The sequence below is a fragment of the Bacillus cereus group sp. N11 genome, assembly GCF_016483605.1.
Classification (GTDB): Bacteria; Bacillota; Bacilli; order Bacillales; family Bacillaceae_G; genus Bacillus_A; species Bacillus_A toyonensis.
In genome coordinates this window covers 52,042-75,985 of record NZ_JAEHBN010000019.1, presented here as the reverse complement: position 1 = coordinate 75,985, position 23,944 = coordinate 52,042, and the positions used below count along the sequence as shown (strand labels likewise).

The following is a 23,944-nucleotide window of genomic DNA, read 5'->3' as shown; positions in this document are numbered from 1 at the left end:
TTCTTCTATGTAAATTTCGAATATTAAAAAAAGACTAGCATTCGCTAGTCTAAATGTTTCTTATATTCTCTTTGAGCGAAGAAGAAATAAACGATGCATGCAGCGATATAATACAGAATAAACAAGCCTACTTTTCTTAATGAACCGTCCATAAAAATCGTATTATGAAATGTATATAACGCAACTGCACTATGCATACTTCCTACTATAATAGGTGCAAAAAATAACATACATAATTGCCAACGAGAAACCTTCCACACTTCTTCCTTCGTCATTCCAAGTTTAGAAAGTGCCCCGTACTGTTTTCGATCCGATGCAATATTATGAAACCATTTAAAATATACGATGCTACATGAAGTAAGGAAGAATAATATACTAATAAATGAGCCTACAAATAGAGTAACATTGCCAAACTCTTTCATATTCACATATAGCTCCATATTACTTCGAAATGCATCATTTGTATCTTTGTTCATATGTTTCCGTAAATCAGCGTTTAATTCCTTCGTATTTTCGATATTCGGTAATGTGTAGCCTCTATATATCAATTTTTCAGATTCAGGAACCTGATTTGCTATACTAGCAAAATCTTCATCATTCATGACAAAAAATAGACCATTAATGTACGAAGGATGATGGTTAAATTGCACCCCTTCTTTCTGACCGTTAAATGCGAATTGATACGTTTGTTTCATTACTTGTAATTGGATTCCTTTTTGATTATATACATTCGGATCATTACGTTCATTATAATAAACAAGCGTAACGGTTCCTTTTTTAGGGTGATACGTTTTCTGTTTTTGTTTTCTCGCCTCTTGATTGTATTCACTTTCCTTTATAAGCGACGCTACCTCTGTTTCTCCTTTATTGGACTGAAATGATGCATACACTCCAACAAAACTCATAGATTGAAAATCATTATACCCATATTGGTGTAATAATTGTTCAACCGTCCCCTCCGCAAAGACTTCATGAGAAGAAGTACCTTTTTCTATGTATGAAAATGAGTGTACTCCTCCGCCCCGCCACATATCTTGCATACCGGAAAAATATAAGAACACCGTACCTGTTGCCGTAACTACAAACGTCGTTGCCATAGACATCAGAAAGAAAAAGCGTCCATTTTCCTTCATTCGATGTGACAATTGGTTTACTATAAATAAATACGGATATGTATACATAATCTTTTTATTTCGTTTTATCACTTCTAACAATTGGCTAACACCATGTGTAAAAGAAAAATACGTTCCGAAAAAGACAAGTATAGACACAGGGAAAAAGTATAATGCTATCGTTGGCATCGTCGTTTGTAACGCTAACGCATATCCTATACCTAAACAAATAAAGCCAAATATACAAAGCCACATTGATGTTTTCTTCTCTTTTTTATCTGCTCGAAATTCTTTCAATAACCGAATGATTTTTATATTCCATATACGTAAAGCACTTATAAAAGATAAGACAATAAAAACGACCATATATGTAACAAACGTTCCCCCAATTGCTCTCACGTCAAATATGACAGGGAGTTCTTTCGGAAGCCCCAATAACATACTAAACACCATGAAGAAGAGCTTTAAAAAAATCATGCCAAGCCCAATACCGAAAATATTAGCAAATACCCCGATCAATATTTGCTCGGTCATAATCACTCCAATTACGTTAGACTTCGTTGCTCCCATTAACATATATAACCCTAATTCTTTCTTACGTGCCTCTATGAAAATAGAAGTAGAGTACAAAATAAATATAACGAAAAAAGAAATGATTATAACATTACATATAATAAGTCCCCAGCGTACGTTTTGATACCACATCGTCTCCTGCATATACGGATGCACAATAACCGACATATATGCAAAAGACGCAAATATCGCAAAACAACTACTTAAGAAAAATACTTTATAATTACGCCAATTTCCTTTTATATTTTGCAGCGCTAGTTGCCGAATGTTCATCTATCGTCCCCCTGTAACTTACTACATAGGCAAAAAGCTAGAGGTTTCCCTAGCTTTTTACGTGTTTTAAATATCCTCTTTGCGCGATCATAAAGTAAATTGCAGAAGCTACAATGTATGCCCCAATTACAATCGCACCTGATTTCCATAAATCAATATAAAGCATTTTTCCTAACGTATGAAGAGCAAACCCGCTATGAATAGAACCGATTAAAATCGGGATAAAGAAGATAACGCCCATTTGTCGAATTGCAATTTTACGAATTTCTTTATCTGTCATACCAATTCTCTTTAACGATTTAAATTGAATACGATCTTGTTCTTTATCGTTAAACCATTTAAAGTATGTCATACTACAAGCGAAGAAGAAGAACAGTACAGCTACAAAGAAGCCTATGAACATTGTAATTGCTCCTTGCTCCTTTATCGCTTTATACGTAAGGATGGAATTGTGGAAATTCTGTTGTTGTTCTTGCACAATTTCTTTCTTTAAGTCTAGTACAAGATTTTCTGTTTCTTTCCAATCTTCAATGTAATATCCATAATATTTCGTCTTTTCTTCATCTGCTGTGAGCTGTGAATATTTTACAAATTCCTCATCATTCACAATTAAATAACTATCATCATTAAAAACAGACTTTGATACTGGATCATTTAGCTTAATATACTGTTTTTGTCCGTTCAATGTAAATTCAAATGGCTTCGTAAGATCCGGCTTGACAATATCATTCATCATATCAATTACAACCATCGTTGCACTTCCCGGCTTATTTTGCACTTCTGGCACGTTCTGTTTACGCGCTTCTTTATTATATTCCTTTTCAGATATAATCCCTAATGGCATCTCATGTTCACCGTTAAACATCGTTACCTTTTGAGTTGCAGGAAGTTTTACATACGTTACTTCTCGCGCTTCTTCAAATCCGTGTTTTTTTATTAATTCTTTTGTTTTTCCTTCTTTTATAACATTATGCGTATTGATTCCCTTTTCCTCATACGAAATAGCATGCGGGGTACTAGTTACTGTCTTATAACTCATATCTTCAAAGAATACGTACAGTGTACCGACTGCTGAAGATACAACCGCCGTAATGATAGAAATTACAAATAAAAAACGAGCATTATCTTTCATTTTATAAATAAGATTGCTAAGTACGAACATATTTGGATATGTATAAAAAGATTTTTTTCGTTTTTGCAACGCCTTTAATACGACTGTACTACCTTGTGTAAACAGCAAATAAGTTCCGCCTATCGTCAGCCCTACAATCGGTAAAAACAGCATGATAAAATTCATAAATGTCACTTGGAAGCTAAGCACATATGCGGCAATAATACATCCTATTCCTGCTACACATAACGATGTAAATGCAAAAGGTTCTACTTTTTGTTTTCTTGCTTCTCTTAATAAATCAATAATTTGCAAGCGTCCTACTGTCCAAACGCTAAACAATGATAGAATTAAAAATAGAATAAAGTATACACCCGCTGTAATCAAGACCGCTTTACTATTCCATACGAGTGGAAGTGTTTTATCTATTTTCAATATTACGCTTAATGCTTGGAAGAATAATTTTGAACAAAGCATACCAAGTCCAATACCTACTACAATTGCAATACTACCTAACATAAGCTGTTCTAATATAATCATTCGGCCAAGTTGAGATTTCGTTCCGCCTATTAATGTTAATAGACCAAACTCTTTTTTTCTTGCTCGTAAAAATGTTGAATTTGCATATAAAATAAAGAGCGCTGAGAAGATGACTACAATATAATTCATCGATTCTAACCCTTTTGAAATCATCGTCTTCATACTAATATTACCGCTTACGACATCTGGATGATAAATGAAGGAAGCATACATGAAAAATACGACAATCGATAAACAACTGCTAATAAGAAACGCTTTATAATTACGCCAATTTCCTTTTACGTTATTAAGCGCGAGCTGGCGAAAGTTCATGATATTCTCCTCCTAGCATCGCAAGTACGTCCAAAATTTCTTGGAAAAAGGCTTGTTTCGTTCTTCCCTTATGTATTTCTGAGAAAATCTCTCCATCACGTATGAAAAGAATACGTTCGCAATAACTCGCCGCTACTGGATCATGCGTTACCATTGCAATTGTTACTTTCTTTTGTTCATGCAAATCTTGCAACGCGCTCATTAATGATTTTGCCGACTTAGAATCTAAGTTTCCAGTTGGCTCATCCGCTAAAATTAACGTCGGTTCATGAATAATCGCTCTCGCAGCTGCTGCACGTTGTTGTTGTCCGCCTGATACTTCATATACTTTTTTATTTAATATTTCTTCGATGTTTAAAAACTTCGCAATTTCCAGTACTTTCGCATCGATTTCATTTACAGATTTTTTCGCCATTACAAGCGGTAAAATAATGTTTTCTTTAATCGATAACGTATCAAGTAAGTTAAAATCTTGGAAAATGAATCCTAAATGTGTACGACGAAACTCTGCTAATTTTGCAGCACGCATTTGATTAATTTCTTCGCCATTTACAAGCACATGACCTGAAGTTTGCTTATCAATTGTTGCTAATAAATTTAAAAGCGTTGTTTTTCCACTTCCTGAAGGACCCATAATCCCTACAAATTCGCCTTCTTCTATTTTAAAATTTATATCATTTAAAGCAGTCGTCGCTACTGAACCTTTTGATTGATACACCTTCGTTAATCCTTTTACTTCAAGAACACTCATTTCTAATCCCCCTATGTGTTTTCTTCTTACATTTACTATAAGAAAAATAAGAAAAAGAAACGAGTGATTTCCCTTACAAAACGTTTTGTTATCTTACAGTTTTGTCATTTTTCTCATTAATGTATGATATTCTTCATCTTTTGCAAATTGGAACGTAAATGTTGTCCCTTCCCCTTCAGCCGATTGCACATAAATACCGTGATGTAAATTATCACAAATTTCCTTCGTAATATATAAACCCATTCCAGTCGCTTCTCTCGTTTTACGGCCATTTATCCCCGTAAAGAACGGATCAAATATACGCTTTACATCTTGCTCCGGAATACCGATTCCATTGTCTTTAATATGTAATAACACCTTTTGATCTTTCTCTTCAATTTGAAATTGAATTTCCTTTTTCTCTGCTTCTGAAATTCTCGTATACTTAATTGCATTTACAACAATTTGCCCTATAGCAATACTAAGCCATTTTCTATCAGATGCAACCATACAAGTATCTTCTTCAAACATTACTTTCGGAAATACAGACGATTGAATGAAAGACTTTCGATTTTCATTAATAATACCTCGAATAATATCTATCACATTTACTACTTCTACTTTATAATCTTTCGCAAATTGCTCTAACCTTGCCATATGTAACGCTAAATCTAAACCATTTAGTATACGGTTATTTTCTTCACGAATACTTTCAACTGTTGCTCTCGCTTCACGATGCTCTTTACCAAACTTCTGTAATAGTAACTCAATAACAGATACTGGTGTCTTCATTTGATGAATCCATTGGTTCATAAATATCATTTGCTGTTGCTCTTTCGCATGCTGTTTGTGAACTTCATTCATATATTGCTGTCTTAATAGCGTAAAAGATTCAACGATCATCTCTTGTTCTGTCGTATACGAAGTATCAATAAGTAAAGAATCATGTAATGTATTTCCATCAGCAACATATTTTTCGATTCTCTTTAAAAAAACACTTCTTTTTCGGTAATCGTAAATGAGGTATACAGTAAACACAACTGTCCCTAATAAAAGTCCGTATAACCACGTACTCCAATCAATTGATCTTTTTTCTAAAAGACTTTGCAACTGCAATACGAGTCCAAATAAACAAAGACTTACAACATAAGAAAGAAGTAAAGCAAAGCGGTCTATGAGGTAACTTTTAACCTGCATGCCCTTCACTCCACTCTGTAAGAAGTGCATAACCGTATCCACGTTTCGTTACAATCGCATTTTTAATACCTAGCTCCTCTAGTTTCTTCCTTACGCGCTTTACATTCACAGTCAGTGTATTATCATCAACAAAAGCTACTTCATCCCACAGAGCTTCTAACAATTCTTCACGCGTTACATATTGATTCGCTTGTTTCATTAAACACTCTAATAAGTAAAATTCATTTTTTGTCAGCTCTGTTTGTTGCCCTTGCCACTCAACAACGTGTTGGGACGGGAATAACAAAAGTCCATTCACACCTAAACAATCACTTTCTGCCGCAGAAGCATACTCACCATACCCACGTCGAAGTGCACTTTTCACCTTAGCCATGACAATATCTAAATGGAATGGCTTTGTAATGTAATCATCTCCGCCATTTTCAATTGCCATTACTTGATCCATTTCCCCTGTTCTTGCAGAAACAAAAATAATCGGCGCATTCGATACAGTGCGGATTTGACGACACCAATAGAAACCATCAAAATATGGTAAATTGATATCCAGTAATACGAGATGTGGATTCACTTTTACGAATTCATCTTTTATATGACGTAAATCAATTGCTCTAAATGATTGATAGCCATACCTTTCTAAATGCTCCTCTAATATTCCCGCAATTTTCTCATCGTCTTCTACAATTAATATTTTATACATGTTCTCTTTCTCCCCATAAATATTCTTCTAAAATTACTTCTTTTTCTATTATAAATTGAAAATTTAATTAGTGGGGATTTTTTCCTATCTTCGTAATTTTTAACTAGCAGCCTGATTCACACCTAACTTCTTTGCTTCAGCTGAATTTTGAGGCGGGAATCTTACTACTTGCAAATAGCAGAATAAAAAAAAGACCGCCATACTTTGGCAGTCTTAATCGATAAATTCAAATTCATATTCAAGAATTTTTACAATATCTCCGTCTTTTGCACCACGTGCACGAAGCGCTTCATCAATACCCATTCCGCGCATTTGGCGAGCGAAACGACGTATAGATTCATCACGTGAGAAGTCAGTCATTTTGAATGTCTTCTCGATATCATAACCAGAAATAACAAACGTGCCGTCACTTTCACGTGTAATTTCAAATTTAAGACTTTCAGCATCAAATTTATACATTACACTTGCTTCAGACTCTTCAACAACATCGTACATTGGGAATTCTGGTGTTGTTTCTAGTAAGTTCGCTACTTCAAATAGTAAATCACGAACACCTTGTTTCGTTACAGCTGAGATTGGGAAGATTTTTACTTCGTCTCCCACTTTCTCTTTAAATGCTTGTAAGTTTTCTTCTGCATCCGGCATATCCATTTTGTTTGCTACAACAACTTGTGGACGCTCTGTTAAACGCATATTATATTCTTTTAATTCATTATTAATTGTGACATAATCTTCATATGGCTCACGGCCTTCTAAACCAGACATATCAATAACATGTACAATTACACGTGTACGTTCGATATGACGTAAGAATTGGTGTCCAAGTCCGACGCCAGCATGTGCGCCTTCAATTAGTCCAGGAAGGTCAGCCATAACGAAGCTGCGGTTATCACCAGTTTCAACAACACCAAGATTAGGAACGATTGTTGTAAAGTGATACTCTGCAATTTTCGGACGCGCTGATGATACAACAGATAATAATGTAGATTTACCTACACTTGGGAATCCAACAAGTCCAACGTCTGCTAGCACTTTAAGTTCTAGAATGACATCACGTTCTTGACCTGGTTCTCCGTTCTCAGCGATTTCAGGTGCTGGATTCGTAGCTGTTGCGAAACGCGAGTTACCACGGCCACCTCGGCCACCTCTTGCGATTACAGCTGTTTGTTCATGCGTTACTAAATCGGCAAGAATTTGACCTGTTTTTTCATCTTTTACTATTGTTCCTGGTGGAACCTTTACGATTAAATCTTCAGATTTACGTCCGTGCTGACCTTTACTCATTCCGTGCTGACCACGATCAGCTTTGAAATGACGTTGGTAGCGGAAGTCCATTAATGTACGTAAGCCTTCCTCAACAACGAAAACAACATCTGCGCCTTTACCACCGTCGCCACCTGCTGGGCCACCTTTTGGAACATACTTCTCACGACGATACGCAACCATTCCGTTACCACCGTCGCCGCCTTTTACATATATCTTGACCTGATCTACAAACATTATTTCACCACACTTTTTTCGATTGGTTGTAATATAACTGAGACTTCTTCGTCTCGTACTGTATAAGAAATGGAATACCATTTATTGTTTTGGTTCGCAAGCCAATTCTGTAGTTCTTCTACACTCGTTAGCTTACCACGAAAATCAAAAAAGAAACGAGCATTCTCCGCGTCACATTCAATTGTGATACAAACATAATTTTCAACATATACGTCTAAACTATGCTGAAGCATTGAGAAGAATTGATTCGCCCATGTACATACAGTCTCATCTAAGTGAGATAAGTTATGTAATTCTCCTAATACTTCGTACTCCAATAAGCACGGCTGCTGTTTCCAATTATATGTTAAAATCCACTCTGAAAATAAAGGCATTGATAACCCCATCAGATTGGATTCTTGTCTCGCTTCTTGGACAAAACGATCGATGAGCCGATGAATCTCTTCCACTTTTCCAAGGGAAAGGTTTCCTTTAACCATCTGCATACGATTGAGCCAATCATGTCTTGAATGACGCAACGCATCTATAATTGTCCATTTTTCATTCATTTAGATACCCCTTAATATAGAAAAACTCTAACCTGCACTCAGGTTAGAGTTTTCCGTGAGTTCTTATGCTTCTTGAGCAACAGGATATACGCTCACTTGTTTGCGGTCACGGCCAAGACGCTCGAAGCGTACTACGCCGTCAACTTTCGCGTATAAAGTGTCATCGCCACCACGACCAACGTTAACACCTGGATAAATTTTTGTACCGCGTTGACGGTAAAGAATTGAACCACCTGAAACCGTTTGACCATCTGCGCGTTTAGCACCAAGACGTTTTGACTGAGAGTCACGACCGTTCTTTGTACTACCTACACCTTTCTTAGATGCGAAAAACTGAAGATCTAATCTTAACATACGTTACACCTCCTGCACTTTTTCTATTAAACGGATATACTTTCCGTAATCAAGTTCGATCGTCTTTAGCGAAACAACTAATCCTTCTAAAAGCGTTTGAGCTTTTTCTGCTGCATGAACGTCTAAATCATTAGGCAATTCATACGTTAAGAATCCACCATCACTTCCGAGTTCAATAGTTGCCTGCACATTACAAAGCTCTTCCACTGCATTTATAGAACCAAACACAACCGCTGTAGTTCCAGCACAGACAAGGTCTTGTCCATGTGGCGCATAATCGGCATGTCCAGTCATTTTAAATGATTGGATACTTCCTAATTTCGTGCGACTTATCGTAATTTTAATCATGTTAACCTGAATTAAGCGTTGATAGCTTCAACAACTAGCTTAGTGTAAGGTTGACGATGACCTTGTTTCTTACGATTGTTCTTTTTCGCTTTGTATTTGAAAACGATGATTTTCTTAGCGCGACCTTGTTTTTCAACTTTAGCAGTCACTGTTGCGCCTTCTACAACTGGGCTACCAACTTTAACGTTTTCGCCACCAACGAAAAGAACTTTGTCAAAAGTAACAGTTTCACCAGCTTCAACATCTAATTTTTCAATGTAGATTGCTTGACCAGCTTCAACTTTAATTTGTTTTCCACCTGTTTCGATAATTGCGTACATACTTGCACCTCCTCTTAATTACTAAGACTCGCCAAAAACGAGGTAGACATAAATGCCTTTAGGGAACCTGTCTTGTGCGGTTGTAGCATATAGCCGTTTAGGTGCTATAAACTATAACATAAAGATGTTATCATGAATCATAGACGGTTGTCAATAAATGTTCTGCTAACTATTTTTTCCGTTCTACAATTTCTTTTTTACTTCCAAATCTTATAATAGCGTACTTTTCGATAGTATCATCTTTGAAATAAATTTCAAATGGAATATTTTTTTGTAATTCTTTTTGTAAAAATTGTTTTTGCAGATCTTGAGGTGCAGCAATTAATACTGCTTCATCCTCTATATTGCCATATGTAATGAGTTCTCGCTCTAACTCATAAGCAATCGTTTCATACGACATTACATACCCCGTCGCCTTACACGGTACACACTCTTCTAGCAATACGTCACGTAAAGAATGTTTTTTACGTTTACGTGTCATCTCCAAAATCCCTAACTCAGTAAACCCAAGTACTCTTGTATAAGTGCGATCATTTTGCATAGCAGCTATGAGACGTTCTCTTACCTTTTCTTTATCTTCTCGTTTTTTCATATTAATAAAGTCGATTAATATCATTCCACCAATATCACGAAGTCTTAATTGGCGAGCGATTTCGTCAGCGGCCATTTCATTTGTACGAAGTACTGTATCTTGTAAATTTTGTTTTCCGGTAAACTTCCCCGTATTCACATCTATTACAGTCATCGTCTCCATTTGTTCCACAATCAAATAAGCACCGTTTTGGAGCCACACAATTTTTTGAAGTGCTTTTTCAATTTCTCGCTCTATTCCGAAATGATTAAACATCGAAGATTTTTCATTATAAAAAGATACTTTTTCTTTTCCGACCTTGTCTTCTAATTCTTTTACTACACTTCTTGTATCTACAACTATTTTTTCGATTGTTTCAATTGGATTCTCTTGAAATACACGATCTAAAAAAGTCGCTGGTCGATGAAGTAATAGCGGTGCCTTTCCTTGGCCCTCTTTTCTTTTTAACTCTTCATATAACTGCTGTAACCTTTGCATTTCAGTTTGTATTTCTTCAATTTCTCCTTTTTCAGAAGCGGAGCGGAAAATATACCCTCCTGTCCCTTCTACTTCAATTTCGAGTAACTGCTGTCTTCTTTTATTATTTTTTATTTTCCGAGAAACAGCGCGCATTTCATCATATGGCATATAAACGACATATTTCCCGGTAAATTCTATATTCGCTGTTAATTTCGGTCCTTTCGTATCAATTGCCTCTTTCACAACTTGTACGAGTACTGCTTGTCCTTCATGTATACGATAAGAAGACGGTACATCATCATATGAAAGGTACGCATGTTTTTCTAAACCGATGTTTACAAATGCTGCATTCATTCCAGCAATTGTTCTTACGATACGTCCAACGTAAATATGCCCAACAATCTCTTGTTCTTCATTACGTTTCCATAAAAATTCAACAATTTTGTTCTTCTCTTCAATTGCAACGCGCTTTTCCGATCCAGCATAGTTCATGTATAAGGTTTTCAAATTTCTTTCCTCACTTTATAATCTTCTTTGTTTTTACAATAATAAAAGGTTAGTGCTATCGTCAACACTAACCGATTAATTCTTCAACAGATGAAGTTGTTCGTTTTTCAGTAAAATACGCATAGAGTAATTCATTTTCATCCAATGTGTAATGCTCTTTATATTCTCCATGGACGATAATAGAATGCTTATATCCTCTACGAAATTTGGTGAAAATCGTATATAAACGATCTTCTGATTGCACCTCTATAGGTGCAATCTTTTCAATCCCTCTTTTATTTCCATAATAACGCTCTAATAAAAAGCGCATAAACGCATAACGTCTTTGCTTCCATTCTTGATATAACGATATTGCTAAAAATATGAGTAGTACCCACATCATAATATTGTTACTATTCCAAAGTAACTGCCATCCTAATATGACACTAAAAAAAACACATGACAATTGCATCATTTTTTCATGTGCTTGTAAATAAGGAAAACGATATGATAATACATTAAACAACACTTTCCCGCCATCAAGTGGCCAAATAGGGAGTAAATTAAAGGCTAAAATAATTATATTATTCCACATAAAAAAATAATATAATTCCGCATTCAGCCAGCCAATCTCAAACAATATATACCCTACTAGCATCATCCAAATATGTTGAATAGGTCCTGCAATTACGACAACAAGTTCCTCTTTCAATGATTTATTTCCATGTTCCTCAAGCTCAGCCACACCACCAAACGGTAACAGTTGAATTTTTTTAATACGCCAATTATAATGCGCTGCTGCAAAAGCGTGACCGAGTTCATGAATGAGTACGATACAAAACAACAATAGTAACTCTTTAAAACGCGCCGTAAAAATACCAATAACTATAATAACCCAAAACAACGGATGCACTGAAATTTTCGTTAAAACTTCCTTATATTTAATCAAATGAAATCACCTGAATCGGATCAACAAATTTTTCATTCTTTTTTATTGCGAAATAAAATTTCCCATTTTTATTATTTGCATCATTACTCACCGTTCCAATTTTTTGTTTCTTTGAAACGTAATCATATAACTTTACTGACATATCATTTAAATTTGCATACCACGACTCCGTGCCATCTGCATGTTGAATTTGAACTGTATTTCCAAGTTCCTCTTTCTTACCCGCAAAAACAACTAATCCTTCATTTACTGACTCAACTGTTGCATTTGTAGCCGTTTGGACAAATACACCTTGGCCATTTTTTTGAAATCCTTGCATTACCTTTCCTGAAGCAGGAATTGCATAGTCTTTTTGCTGAATAGTCCCTTCCTTTTTCTCGTTAGGCGAATAGAAGACGAGAGGTTTTCCAAACTGTTTTTCATACCATTTCGCTACAGTAGCAAACTGAAACTCCTCTTTCATCACTTTTTCTGTAACAGCTTTAGCACCATCGAAAGAAGAAGGCGCATTCTTATATAAAATAGCAATTGAAAGAACTAAGATTGCTGATAATAAAACTTTGAAGAAAAAGACTTCCTTTCGAAACAAAGGATGAATTTCCTTTTCTCCCTCTTCAATAAATACCCCTTCACTATCAAAATTCCCCCCAGCAAAATACTGCTCTTCCTCCATTCTTTCTTGCTCTGCCTTCCTTTTCGCAATCCGCTTTTTAATTTCTTCTACACTTCTATTCTTCATACTGTCTCCCTTCTTTCGCTAACCTTATTTAAATAGAAACAGTTGTATACAGTTTGTACATATGTATGAGCTAGGAAAGAAAGATATTCGTATGAAGAAAAAAAGAAAGCACTTCGCATATGTGCGAAGTGCTTTTAACGGATGCCAAAGAAGTTTTTCATCTTTGTAAATACCGATACCTTTTCTTGTTCAAATGCTTGTAATGGTACATTCTCACCCAACAAGCGTCTTGCAATATTACGATAAGCTAACGCTGCTTTTCCACTAGGTTGCAACGCTACAGGTTCACCTGTATTTGTAGCACGAATAACTTCATCATCGTCTTCAACAACACCAAGAAGCTCGATTGATAATGTACGTACGATTTCATCAACATCTAACATATCCTGTTCATGAAGCATATGACTACGCACACGGTTAATAACAAGTTTCGGTGGTTCAATATCCTCTTTTTCTAAAAGCCCGATAATACGATCTGCATCACGCATTGAGGATACTTCTGGCGTCGTAACAACGATTGCTTTATCCGCACCAGCTACCGCATTTTTAAATCCCTGCTCAATCCCCGCAGGACAATCAATTAATATGTAATCATAATCTTGACGTAATACTTGTATTAATTCATCCATTTGTTCAGGTGTTACCGCTGATTTATCACTCGTTTGTGCTGCAGGTAATAAATAAAGATCATCAAAACGTTTATCTTTAATAAGAGCCTGAGGTAAACGACAACGCCCTTCAACGACATCAACAAGATCAAATACAATACGATTTTCCAGCCCCATTACTACGTCTAAATTTCGAAGACCAATATCTGTGTCAATTAAGCACACTTTCTTTCCAGATAAGGCTAGGGCTGTACCAATGTTCGCAGACGTTGTAGTTTTACCTACTCCGCCCTTTCCAGATGTAATTACTATTGCCTCTCCCACAGCTATACAATTCCCCTTTCTAACTTTGTTAAATTAGGTCTAAGATGAGTGAGAAGTTGCAGGCGATCGACAACAATGTGATTGTCCTCATTAATATACGCACATTCTGCCGTCTCCGCTCCGTCTTCTTTCTCTTCCGGAGCCCGCATTGCCACATCACTAATTCGAAGTTGCATCGGGTTCATAACAGATGCAGCGATTACAGCCTCTGAATCCCCATAATACCCAGCATGTGCAATCCCTCTTAATGATCCTACGACAAAAATATTCCCCCCAGCGATAACCGTTCCGCCTGGATTAACATCTCCAATTAACAATAAATTTCCTTTTACATGTAAAACCTGTCCAGAGCGAACAATTTTGGAAATAGGGACAATCTCTGTTTCTTCTTTCCATGCTATTGCTTCCGATTTAGTTATAACATCACTTTCAATTGAATCCACAACAAGATTCTTTTTATTACGAATTAACGTACGAAGCTCTTCTTGGTGGACTTCTGTTAAATAACGATTTCCCACTTTCACATGCACTTCAATTAAAGAACGCCCATCGCCATCATAGTAATGTGTAGATAGTTTTTCGTCCAATTCTTTCAGTAATTCAGAGAATGAACAGCAGTCATCTAAATGAAGCGTTATCCCGTCTTTTGTCCCTTTTATCGTTACATTTTGTTGCTTTTTTTCTTCCACTAAAGTTCACCCCACCGATTCAATTCGACATAAAATTAGAAAATCCTTTTTTCTTTTTCTTCCATCGCTCTTGAAAGACGCACTAAATATCGTCTCAGTGGGAAACAAACTATCAATATGAAAATTCCATTCAGCAATAAAGTAGAAAGGAGACGATCCGTGAAAAAGACATACGCCGACATATGAGTACGTCCTAACAAAGTTAAAAATCCATACACATAATATTCTAATGCTGCAATGCTAGCTAATACGATAGACACAACAATGAATAAATTCAATTGTAGTACCTTCATCACACTATAAACTAAATAAGCTAAAATCGGATAAGCAAATATATATATACCGACAAGTTCTGTGTATACGGTATCAAATAAGAAACCGAATAATAGCCCGTAATAAATCCCTTGGACCGGACCATAGTACACAGTAACAAAACATAACACAATGATAAAGAAATGCGGCGCTGCTATACTGTCTTTCCAAAAAACTTCTGTTGGAACAATAGTAGCAAACATATTTTCAAACAGAAAAACAAAAAGGAGCAAAAGAGGAAGAGCTGCTCTTTTTAAAATCTTCATCATCTCTTCTCCTCCTCCTATTCTAATGGCGCTGATTTCATACCACGTTTAGCTACTATAATATGCTCTACGTCATTTAAATCAGCGGCAGGTTTTACATAAGCTGTTTTTGTTAAGCCGTATGCATCTGGTTGAACATCAACGATTTCCCCAATCTCAAGACCTTTCGGGAAAATCTCCCCACCAAGTCCAGACGTTACAACCATTTGACCTTTAGCTACTGGTGCATCAGAACCAATCTTTGTGAAAAGTAACAATTTTTTTTCTTTGTCATAACCTTCGATTAATCCGAAGATATTTTCATTTCCATGTACAACAGCTGAAACACGATTTGTTCGACTCATAGAACTTAACAACTCTACTGATGATGTAAACTGAGATACACTTTTCACGCGTCCAACTAAACCTTTTGAAGTCATAACAGCCATATCCTTTTTAATCCCTTGTTGTGCTCCTTTATCAATTCCAATTAAATCGTACCATTTATCTGGATTGCGAGAAACAACAGTAGCTGGAATTTCAGAAAAATCGCTCGGCAACTCTTTTTTTTCAGTTAGCTGTCTTAATTTATTGTTGTCGTCCTCTAATTGCTTCATTTTAACTGATAAACTCGCATAGTTATCTATTTTTGCTTTTAATTCTTTATTCTCTTCATACGTGCGCTTTACATCCTCTACATTTTCAAAGAATCCAGCTACATATTTCGCTGGCTTTTGGAATACACGTTCTACAACACCGACAGTGTCTTTAACAAACTGCTCTGGCCATGTTAAACTGTTCCGTTCTTTCAATGAGATTCCAATCAATGCCACGAGAAGAATAATACTAACTAACAAAACAATTAATCTTTTGTTTAAGAAAAACTGTGGCACGTTCACACCCTCTTAATTCCATTGATTTTTATTTTGCAATATTATCGAGCAGCCGTTTTGAAAAGATCGATATTATCTAATGCTTTTCCTGTTCCAATTGCTACGCAATCTAATGGATCTTCTGCAACAAGAACTGGCATATTTGTTTCTTCACTAATCACTTTATCTAAGTTACGTAGTAATGCACCACCGCCTGTTAATACAATACCGCGGTCCATAATATCTGCCGCTAATTCAGGTGGAGTTTTTTCCAACGTATTTTTAACTGATTCTACAATTGCATCTACTGTATCTTTTAATGCATCCGCAATTTCTTCTGGTTGAATTAGTACTGTTTTTGGTAAACCACTTACTAAATCACGACCACGAATTTCCATAGGCTCGATACCTTCTGGCTCGCCTGCAGAACCGATTTCTAACTTTAATGCCTCTGCTGTTCTTTCACCAATCATTAAGTTATAGCTTTTCTTAATGTACTGAATGATTGAATCATCCATATCATCACCAGCAACACGAACTGATTGACTTGTTACAATACCACCTAATGAGATGATTGCAACTTCTGTTGTACCACCACCGATATCAACAACCATACTACCAGTTGGTTCCCAAACAGGTAAGTTCGCACCAATTGCTGCTGCAAATGGTTCTTCGATTGGATATGCATCACGAGCACCCGCTTGACGAGTCGCATCAATTACTGCACGTCTTTCAACAGCTGTAATACCAGACGGTACACATACCATTACATACGGTTTACGTGAGAAGAAGCCGTTTGATTTTTGAGCTTGTTGAATGTAATATTTCATCATTGTTGCTGTTGTTTCGTAATCAGCAATTACACCGTCTTTCATCGGACGAAGTGCTACTACGTTTCCTGGTGTACGACCAATCATTTGTTTTGCATCGCTACCTACAGCAACGATTTGTTTCGTATCAGTTTGTAATGCTACTACTGAAGGTTCACGTAAAACTACACCTTTTCCTTTTACATATACAAGCGTGTTCGCAGTTCCTAAATCTATTCCAAGATCGCGAGTAAAGCCACCAAATCCAAACATATTTTTTATCTTCCTTTCTTGTTTTCACGGACTCATTTTTTTCTTATTTTATATTATAAAAACAGTACGTTTTTTATATCTATATCCTTTTTGCAGATAATTTTCTACAAAAAACTCATAAATCACATTATAAAACAAAATAAGTAAAAAGCATAGTCTTAAATATGACCTTTTTCCTTTAAACTCACGAATTTATGGTCACCTATTATAATATGATCAAGCACTTCAATTCCGATAATCTGGCCGCATTCTACTAAACGTTTTGTTACTTCAATATCTTCTCGGCTCGGCGTAGGATCTCCTGAGGGATGGTTATGAAGACATATGATAGAGGCTGCTGCACGGCGGAACGCTTCTTTAAAGACTTCTCTTGGGTGTACAATTGACGTGTTTAGACTTCCAATGAATATCGTTTGCCTATGTATAACTTGATTTTTTGTATTTAAATATAAACAAACAAAATGCTCTTGTTGTAGAAAGCGCAGTTCTTCCATCATGTATTTCGCACAATCTTCTGGGCTTCGAATGCTATATCGATTTTGATACTCTAAACGTACCATTCTTCTACCTAGTTCAAAAGCAGCCATAAGCTGAGATGCCTTTGCAATCCCAACACCATGAATACTAATTAATTCTTCTAACGTTGCATCTTTCAACATACGTAAACCATCAAAGTGATGTAAAATTTTATCTGACAACTTTAAAACTGTCTCTTCTTTAGAACCTGTTCTGAGTAACACTGCAAGAAGCTCCCGATTTGATAAACTCCCTGTTCCTTCTAATAATAAACGCTCCCGTGGCTGTTCTTCTCTGACAACATCACGAATACCGTTCATCTCTCCACCCCTTTTACCTGTTCTCTCAAAGAAAACCCCATGCAATTTTACGCATGGGTTACATCAATATCAAATTGTTTTAATTCCCGGACAAGACGTGCAATTGGTAAGCCGACTACACTGTAGTAATCTCCTTGAATATGTTGAACAAAAATAGACCCTTTTCCTTGAATACCATAACTTCCTGCTTTATCAAGAGGTTCTTTCGATGCAACATATACGTCAATTTCCTCTTCTGTTAATTCCCAAAACGTAACTTCTGTACGCTCATAAAAAGTGACCGTTTTTTCTTTCGATATAATTGCCACACCTGTATATACTTCGTGTGTTTTTCCTGATAATAATTGTAACATTTCTTTCGCCTCAACCCCATTAGAAGGCTTTCCAAGAATACGCGACTCATATGTAACGATTGTGTCTGCACCTAACACAATGTGATCACTATTATTTTCTGCTACCGCAGATGCTTTTTGCAAGGCAAGGGACATAACAATATCAGGAGGTGATGAATACGCACCAATCGTTTCTTCTACTTCACTTACAACGATTTCAAATGGTACGCTAGCTAACTCCAGCAATTCCTTCCTCCGAGGTGATCCTGAAGCTAAAATAATTTTTCTCATATTTTCTCCTTCCTTTCTCACATGAAGCAGAACAATTTACATCAATCGTATCAAAAGAATAGTTTATCCACAAATGAAAGAAATATTATTTTCTCTAAACAAAATAATATTTCTTTACTGCATACGATTATATTCCAGCCATAGAGAAAGCACTTTGCTCTAAATTTAAAAGAAAAGAAAGAAGTATAGACACTTCTTTCTTCATCATTTCATTATCTTATCATTTCACTTTTTGTGAAACAATTTTTTCATACGAAAGTATACCATCAATAACAACTTGATTTAATTTCGCCAAAGATTCTTTATCGCTCTTTCCGTCCTTCACTGTTTGCACAGCTATTGACGTATACATATACAGCTTTTTTACCTCCTCCTGCTTCATACTTTTCCCTACTTTTTCAATTGATTTCCATTCTTTCTCAATTACTTCTATATCTTTTGCATTACTTTTCCCACCAGCTTGTACGCTAGAAGCATATTTTGCTAAATGAGTATATAATGGCTGTACTTTTGTTAAGAACGCTCCTATTTCTTTATCATCTTTAAGCAACGCTTTATCCGTAATATCCCAGTTCTTTTTTAAAACGGAGACACCATCATTTTTATACTGCGTCATTAATTGATTTATAGCCTGTTCATCGCTAGCAATACCAACAATTAGTGCATACTTATCACCGCTCGGTTTCAAAGCAGCAACCCCTCCGTTACCTTTCCATTCTTCAAGAGCGGCCTGTCCCGTTTCTTTGGAAGAATAAAGCCCACCTTGAACAAAAAATAATTTCATTGGCTCTAATGACATTCCTGTCTGTTTTTTTTGTTTTTCCTCTTTTGATACTGGTGTTTGTTCTGCCGTTCCATCCACCTTTGATTCTTCATTTCCAGTCTGCTTCGAAGCCGTTACCGTACTTTCCCCTGTTGTCCCTTGTCCTGTAAGTAACTGCAGCATTCCCATTCCAAACGCCGTACCAATTATAATTGCAGTTGCAACAATTACAATTAATGTATTACTCCACTTCTTTCTGTATTTTTCCATGGGCGCTGATTTCTTTTTTTGAAACGGAACAACGTTTTTCGGTCTTTCACTTTCCACTACCATCCATTCAAACTCATCTTTCTTCTTCTCTTCATACTTCGCTTCTGTTCCATTTACTTTCACTGAGATCGTTCGTGATTGCTTGTCCATACACTCACACCTCACCTCTTGTCGTTGTCCGCATCATATCATATTCATTTCACAAAAAAACGAGATATTTGTCAGAGGAATTCGCCAAATAACCCTATATAATTATCTTATATGTATGCATTTGACTTCATTTGTAGAACAAAAAAACTAGATAGCAAAGGCTATCTAGTTTTTCTCGCGAATATATTTTCTAACTTCAGAAATGAAATATAGAGAACCCGTTATGATAAAGACATCATTTCCCCCTATCATTTCAACCTTTGTATCAATTGCCTCTTTCCAATCTTCAAAGACTATTTTTGATTTTTTTTGCGAATGCGCTGCAAGTTTGTCAGCGGAAATGGCACGATCAAAGGCGAATGTTGTAAAAATAATTTCATCGGCAATTGTTTCTAATTGACCTACCATGTTATGCAACTGTTTATCACCAAGCGCAGTAAATAAAACTATTATATTTTTATCTTTATAATGTGCCTCTACTGTTTTCACAAGACTCTCAATACCTTCTGGATTATGAGCACCATCTATTATAATATCAGGATTACTTTTCAGCTTTTCAAATCGGCCAATCCAATACGCTTCATGTAATCCAGCTCTTATTTCCTCTTCCTCAATTAAAAATGATACATATGTTTTTAAATACATAATTGCCATAAGTGCTAGTGAGGCATTTCCTACTTGGTGAACACCTTTCATTGACATTCGAACATCTTCAAAAGATGCGAAAGGACAAGCAAAATCAAAACGTTCCCCATCTTCGTTAGACTGTTTATGTAACGCTGTAAAATGTTTGCCCAGTTCATATAAGTTTGCATGATTTTCCTTTGCAACCTTTTGAATGACCTGCAATGCTTCATCATCTTGCACGCCTGTAATAACCGGAACACCCGACTTAATAATTCCTGCCTTCTCATACGCAATTTCTCCTAGTGTATCCCCTAAAATATGCATATGATCGTGGCCGATATTTGTAATAATTGTGAGAATAGGATGAATAACATTCGTAGAGTCAAAGCGCCCTCCAAGCCCTGTTTCAAATAAAACAACATCACAGAAATTGATTTTACCGAAATAACAAATTGCCATAACAGTAATAATCTCAAACTCAGTCGCTTCCCCTAAATCCGTCTCGTCTAGTTTTTCAACGACTGGCTTTACCATGTTTACAAGTTCCGCAATCTCTTCATCTGCAATTGGTGTTCCGTTCACACTAATACGCTCATTAAATGTTTCAATGTAAGGAGAGGTAAATGTTCCAACCTTATATTTTGCGCCTTCTAGCATGTAGCGCATATACGTTAAAGTTGAACCTTTTCCATTTGTACCAGCAAGATGAACACATTTTATATGACGCTCTGGATTTCCGAGTTCTTCTAGCATCCAGCTCATTCTTTCTAATCCTGGTTTAATACCAAACTTCAATCGACTATGAATCCACCCTATCGCTTCTTCGTATGTATGTATCACGTATGTTTTCCCCTTTCAAAAGACAACCTTCATCATTCTATTATACGCAAAGAAAAGAGACTCACCAATATAGTGAGTCTCTAAAATACACTTTATTTCTCAAGATCTGCTAGACGTTGGCGAACTGCTTCGCGTTTTTCTAGGTAATCTTGCTCTTTCGCACGCTCTCCGTCAATAACTGCCGCAGGAGCTTTCGCTACGAAGCCTTGGTTTGAAAGTTTCTTCTGTACACGTTCTACCTCTTTATCGAACTTCTCAAGTTCTTTTTCAAGACGTGCTCTCTCTTCGTCAAGGTTGATAAGATCAGCTAACGGTAAGAATAACTCTGCACCTGATACGATTGCAGTCATCGCTTTTTCTGGCGCTTGTAAATTCGTTTGAATTGTTAATTCACTTGGGTTACAGAAACGCTCAATGTAAGAGCTGTTTTTCGTAAGTTGAGCAAGGATAGCCTCATCTTTTGCTTTAATTTGCATTTGAACTTTTTTGCTCATTGGCGTATTTACTTCTGCACGGATGTTACGAACAGAGCGAATGATATCAACTAGAAGGTGCATTTCTGCTGCCGCTTCTTTATCTTGTAAATCTTCGCGAACTGTTGGCCAAGCCGCTACTGTAATAGACTCGCCTTCATGCGGTAAATGTTGCCAAATCTTCTCTGTTACGAACGGCATGAATGGGTGTAATAGACGCATCGTTTGGTCTAATACGTAAGCTAAAATAGAACGAGTTGTTTTCTTAGCTACTTCATCTTCACCGTATAGTGGAAGTTTCGCCATCTCAATGTACCAGTCACAGAAATCATCCCAAATGAAGTTGTATAATGAACGACCAGCTTCACCGAACTCATATTTATCCATGTTACGTGTTACACTTTCAATCGTTTCGTTTAAGCGAGTTAAAATCCACTTATCTGCAACTGATTTTTCACCAGTTAAATCGATTTCTTCATACTTCATATCATCCATGTTCATTAATACGAAACGTGATGCGTTCCAAATTTTATTAATGAAGTTCCAAGTAGATTCTACTTTTTCCATGCTGAAACGTAAATCTTGGCCTGGTGCACTTCCTGTTGATAAGAAGTAACGCATTGCATCTGCACCGTACTTCTCGATAACATCCATCGGATCGATACCGTTACCAAGAGATTTACTCATTTTACGTCCCTGTTCATCACGAACTAAACCGTGAATTAATACATCTTTAAATGGACGCTCTCCTGTAAACTCTAAACCTTGGAAAATCATACGAGATACCCAGAAGAAGATGATGTCATAACCAGTTACTAAAGCATCTGTTGAATAGAACTTTTTAAAGTCTACTGCCTCTTCATTTGGCCAACCAAGTGTTGAGAACGGCCATAACGCTGAGCTAAACCATGTATCAAGTACGTCGTTATCTTGATTCCAGTTTTCAATATCCGTTGGCGCTTCAGTACCTACGTATACTTCACCAGTTTCTTTATGATACCAAGCTGGAATGCGGTGTCCCCACCATAATTGACGAGAAATACACCAGTCATGAATGTTTTCCATCCAGCGTAAGTATGTGTTTTCAAAACGCTCTGGTACGAACGTTACTTTTTCTTCTTCTTTTTGTTGAAGTGCTACTGCTTTTTCTGCAAGTGGAGCCATTTTTACGAACCATTGTGTTGATAAATAAGGCTCAACAACTGCACCGCTACGCTCACTATGACCTACTGAATGCATATGAGGCTCAATTTCTACTAATACGTCCGCTTCTTGTAAGTCTTTCACTAACGCTTTACGGCATTCGAAACGGTCCATACCGTTATACTTACCAGCTTTTTCGTTCATCGTTCCATCTTCGTTCATTACTAAGATGCGTGGTAAGTCATGACGGTTACCTACTTCAAAGTCATTCGGGTCATGAGCTGGTGTAATTTTTACAACGCCTGTTCCAAAGTCTTTTTCTACGTACTCATCGGCAATAATCGGAATCTCACGGCCTACGATTGGAAGGGTAACTGTTTTTCCGATTAAATGTTTGTAACGATCGTCTTCTGGATGAACTGCTACAGCTGTATCACCAAGCATCGTTTCTGGACGAGTGGTTGCAAGACGAATGTGACCAGAACCATCTGTTAACGGATAGTTCATATGGTAGAATGCACCTTGAACCTCTTTATGAATTACTTCGATATCAGAAAGAGCTGTACGTGTTGCTGGGTCCCAGTTGATAATATATTCACCGCGGTAAATTAAGCCTTTTTCGTATAATTGAACGAATACTTTATTAACTGCATCAGATAAACCTTCGTCTAATGTGAAACGTTCACGAGAATAGTCTAGTCCTAAACCAACTTTCCCCCATTGTTGACGAATGTGAGAAGCGTACTCTTCTTTCCACTCCCAAGCTTTTTCAAGGAATTTCTCACGGCCAAGATCGTAACGTGAAATACCTTCTTCACGAAGTTTTCCTTCTACTTTCGCTTGTGTTGCGATACCCGCATGGTCCATTCCTGGAAGCCATAATACATCGTATCCTTGCATACGCTTCGTACGAGTTAAAATATCTTGAAGAGTTGTATCCCAAGCATGACCTAAGTGTAACTTACCAGTTACGTTCGGAGGTGGAATTACAATTGTATACGGTTGTTTCTTCTCGTCTCCTGTTGCTTCGAAATATTTGCCTTCAAGCCACCATTGATAAAGGCCTTCTTCAACGGACATATGATCATATTTAGTTGGTAAATTCTTTTCCGTGTTTGACATTATTTTCCCTCCTTAAAATAAAAAATGCCCCTCATCCAAAAAAGGACGAGGGACATCGCGGTACCACCTTTATTTACAAACAAATTCAGAATTTGCTTATACTCTTAATTTGATAACGGACAAAT

Annotated in this window: 23 protein-coding genes and 2 other annotated features (1 of these 25 cut by a window edge); all 23 genes read right to left on the bottom strand. The window is 36.6% G+C overall.

Translation table 11 applies throughout. The annotated features are described in order from the left end of the window. Positions 1-44: 44 nt before the first annotated feature. The 23 genes from JDS98_RS24755 to JDS98_RS24645 all read right to left on the bottom strand — a co-directional run bounded on the left by JDS98_RS24755 (position 45) and on the right by JDS98_RS24645 (position 23,819). Positions 45-1,958, bottom strand: a complete 1,914-nt coding sequence (locus JDS98_RS24755; protein ID WP_052943871.1) for an ABC transporter permease — start codon at positions 1,956-1,958, stop codon at positions 45-47. A 49-nt stretch (positions 1,959-2,007) separates the two neighbouring features. Continuing rightward, entirely contained in the window at positions 2,008-3,921 is a 1,914-nt protein-coding gene (locus JDS98_RS24750) for an ABC transporter permease (protein ID WP_098911469.1), read from the bottom strand. Then, positions 3,896-4,672, bottom strand: a complete 777-nt coding sequence (locus JDS98_RS24745; protein ID WP_000114530.1) for an ABC transporter ATP-binding protein — start codon at positions 4,670-4,672, stop codon at positions 3,896-3,898. The genes JDS98_RS24750 and JDS98_RS24745 overlap by 26 nt, the downstream gene beginning before the upstream one ends. A gap of 93 nt (positions 4,673-4,765) precedes the next feature. Next, complete coding sequence (locus JDS98_RS24740; RefSeq protein ID WP_001197402.1) at positions 4,766-5,848, bottom strand: HAMP domain-containing histidine kinase; 1,083 nt, start codon at positions 5,846-5,848, stop codon at positions 4,766-4,768. After that, positions 5,838-6,545 (bottom strand): response regulator transcription factor, encoded by a 708-nt coding sequence (locus JDS98_RS24735; RefSeq protein ID WP_000276708.1) that lies wholly within the window; start codon positions 6,543-6,545, stop codon positions 5,838-5,840. The genes JDS98_RS24740 and JDS98_RS24735 overlap by 11 nt, the downstream gene beginning before the upstream one ends. Before the next feature lie 213 nt (positions 6,546-6,758). Further along, positions 6,759-8,045, bottom strand: a complete 1,287-nt coding sequence (gene obgE, locus JDS98_RS24730) for a GTPase ObgE (protein WP_000497121.1) — start codon at positions 8,043-8,045, stop codon at positions 6,759-6,761. Continuing rightward, entirely contained in the window at positions 8,045-8,593 is a 549-nt protein-coding gene (locus tag JDS98_RS24725) for a sporulation initiation phosphotransferase B (protein ID WP_001003572.1), read from the bottom strand. Before JDS98_RS24725 ends, obgE begins: the two co-directional genes overlap by 1 nt. A gap of 63 nt (positions 8,594-8,656) precedes the next feature. Beyond that, on the bottom strand, positions 8,657-8,947 hold the full coding sequence (rpmA, locus tag JDS98_RS24720) for a 50S ribosomal protein L27 (protein ID WP_000944957.1): 291 nt from the start codon (positions 8,945-8,947) through the stop codon (positions 8,657-8,659). A 3-nt stretch (positions 8,948-8,950) separates the two neighbouring features. Beyond that, a complete protein-coding gene (locus JDS98_RS24715; protein WP_001973720.1) occupies positions 8,951-9,295 on the bottom strand; it encodes a ribosomal-processing cysteine protease Prp in 345 nt (114 codons plus the stop codon). 11 nt (positions 9,296-9,306) lie between these two features. Further along, positions 9,307-9,615: a 50S ribosomal protein L21 gene (gene rplU / locus JDS98_RS24710; protein ID WP_000270907.1), complete on the bottom strand. Its 309-nt coding sequence runs from the start codon at positions 9,613-9,615 to the stop codon at positions 9,307-9,309. Between the two features lie 14 nt (positions 9,616-9,629). Continuing rightward, positions 9,630-9,707: a sequence feature (ribosomal protein L21 leader region), on the bottom strand. 77 nt (positions 9,708-9,784) lie between these two features. Further along, the gene (locus JDS98_RS24705) at positions 9,785-11,173 is read right to left on the bottom strand and encodes an Rne/Rng family ribonuclease (RefSeq protein WP_097999977.1); all 1,389 of its coding nucleotides are present in this window, start codon (positions 11,171-11,173) and stop codon (positions 9,785-9,787) included. A 67-nt stretch (positions 11,174-11,240) separates the two neighbouring features. Then, a complete protein-coding gene (gene spoIVFB / locus JDS98_RS24700) occupies positions 11,241-12,101 on the bottom strand; it encodes a stage IV sporulation intramembrane metalloprotease SpoIVFB (RefSeq protein WP_000598976.1) in 861 nt (286 codons plus the stop codon). Then, positions 12,094-12,840: a stage IV sporulation protein SpoIVFA gene (gene spoIVFA / locus JDS98_RS24695; protein WP_000797540.1), complete on the bottom strand. Its 747-nt coding sequence runs from the start codon at positions 12,838-12,840 to the stop codon at positions 12,094-12,096. Before spoIVFA ends, spoIVFB begins: the two co-directional genes overlap by 8 nt. Positions 12,841-12,974: 134 nt before the next feature. Further along, a complete protein-coding gene (gene minD / locus JDS98_RS24690) occupies positions 12,975-13,772 on the bottom strand; it encodes a septum site-determining protein MinD (protein ID WP_000503310.1) in 798 nt (265 codons plus the stop codon). Between the two features lie 2 nt (positions 13,773-13,774). Next, on the bottom strand, positions 13,775-14,461 hold the full coding sequence (gene minC, locus JDS98_RS24685; RefSeq protein WP_000391516.1) for a septum site-determining protein MinC: 687 nt from the start codon (positions 14,459-14,461) through the stop codon (positions 13,775-13,777). A 35-nt stretch (positions 14,462-14,496) separates the two neighbouring features. Beyond that, positions 14,497-15,042 carry a rod shape-determining protein MreD gene (gene mreD, locus JDS98_RS24680; protein ID WP_000975759.1) on the bottom strand — a complete coding sequence of 182 codons (546 nt, stop codon included), beginning with the start codon at positions 15,040-15,042 and terminating at the stop codon, positions 14,497-14,499. A gap of 14 nt (positions 15,043-15,056) precedes the next feature. Next, entirely contained in the window at positions 15,057-15,911 is an 855-nt protein-coding gene (gene mreC / locus JDS98_RS24675) for a rod shape-determining protein MreC (protein WP_097952346.1), read from the bottom strand. A gap of 41 nt (positions 15,912-15,952) precedes the next feature. Next, on the bottom strand, positions 15,953-16,972 hold the full coding sequence (gene mreB, locus JDS98_RS24670; RefSeq protein ID WP_000466737.1) for a cell shape-determining protein MreB: 1,020 nt from the start codon (positions 16,970-16,972) through the stop codon (positions 15,953-15,955). Positions 16,973-17,130: 158 nt separating this feature from the next. Next, on the bottom strand, positions 17,131-17,808 hold the full coding sequence (gene radC / locus JDS98_RS24665; protein ID WP_001013401.1) for a DNA repair protein RadC: 678 nt from the start codon (positions 17,806-17,808) through the stop codon (positions 17,131-17,133). A gap of 47 nt (positions 17,809-17,855) precedes the next feature. Continuing rightward, positions 17,856-18,431: a Maf family protein gene (locus JDS98_RS24660; RefSeq protein ID WP_097952344.1), complete on the bottom strand. Its 576-nt coding sequence runs from the start codon at positions 18,429-18,431 to the stop codon at positions 17,856-17,858. Positions 18,432-18,651: 220 nt separating this feature from the next. Then, positions 18,652-19,614 carry a stage II sporulation protein B gene (locus JDS98_RS24655; protein WP_098911468.1) on the bottom strand — a complete coding sequence of 321 codons (963 nt, stop codon included), beginning with the start codon at positions 19,612-19,614 and terminating at the stop codon, positions 18,652-18,654. A gap of 165 nt (positions 19,615-19,779) precedes the next feature. After that, positions 19,780-21,081: a bifunctional folylpolyglutamate synthase/dihydrofolate synthase gene (locus JDS98_RS24650; RefSeq protein WP_000582087.1), complete on the bottom strand. Its 1,302-nt coding sequence runs from the start codon at positions 21,079-21,081 to the stop codon at positions 19,780-19,782. 92 nt (positions 21,082-21,173) lie between these two features. Continuing rightward, the gene (locus JDS98_RS24645; protein WP_098911467.1) at positions 21,174-23,819 is read right to left on the bottom strand and encodes a valine--tRNA ligase; all 2,646 of its coding nucleotides are present in this window, start codon (positions 23,817-23,819) and stop codon (positions 21,174-21,176) included. 38 nt (positions 23,820-23,857) lie between these two features. Then, positions 23,858-23,944 (bottom strand) — a binding site (T-box leader) (it continues 145 nt past the right edge of the window).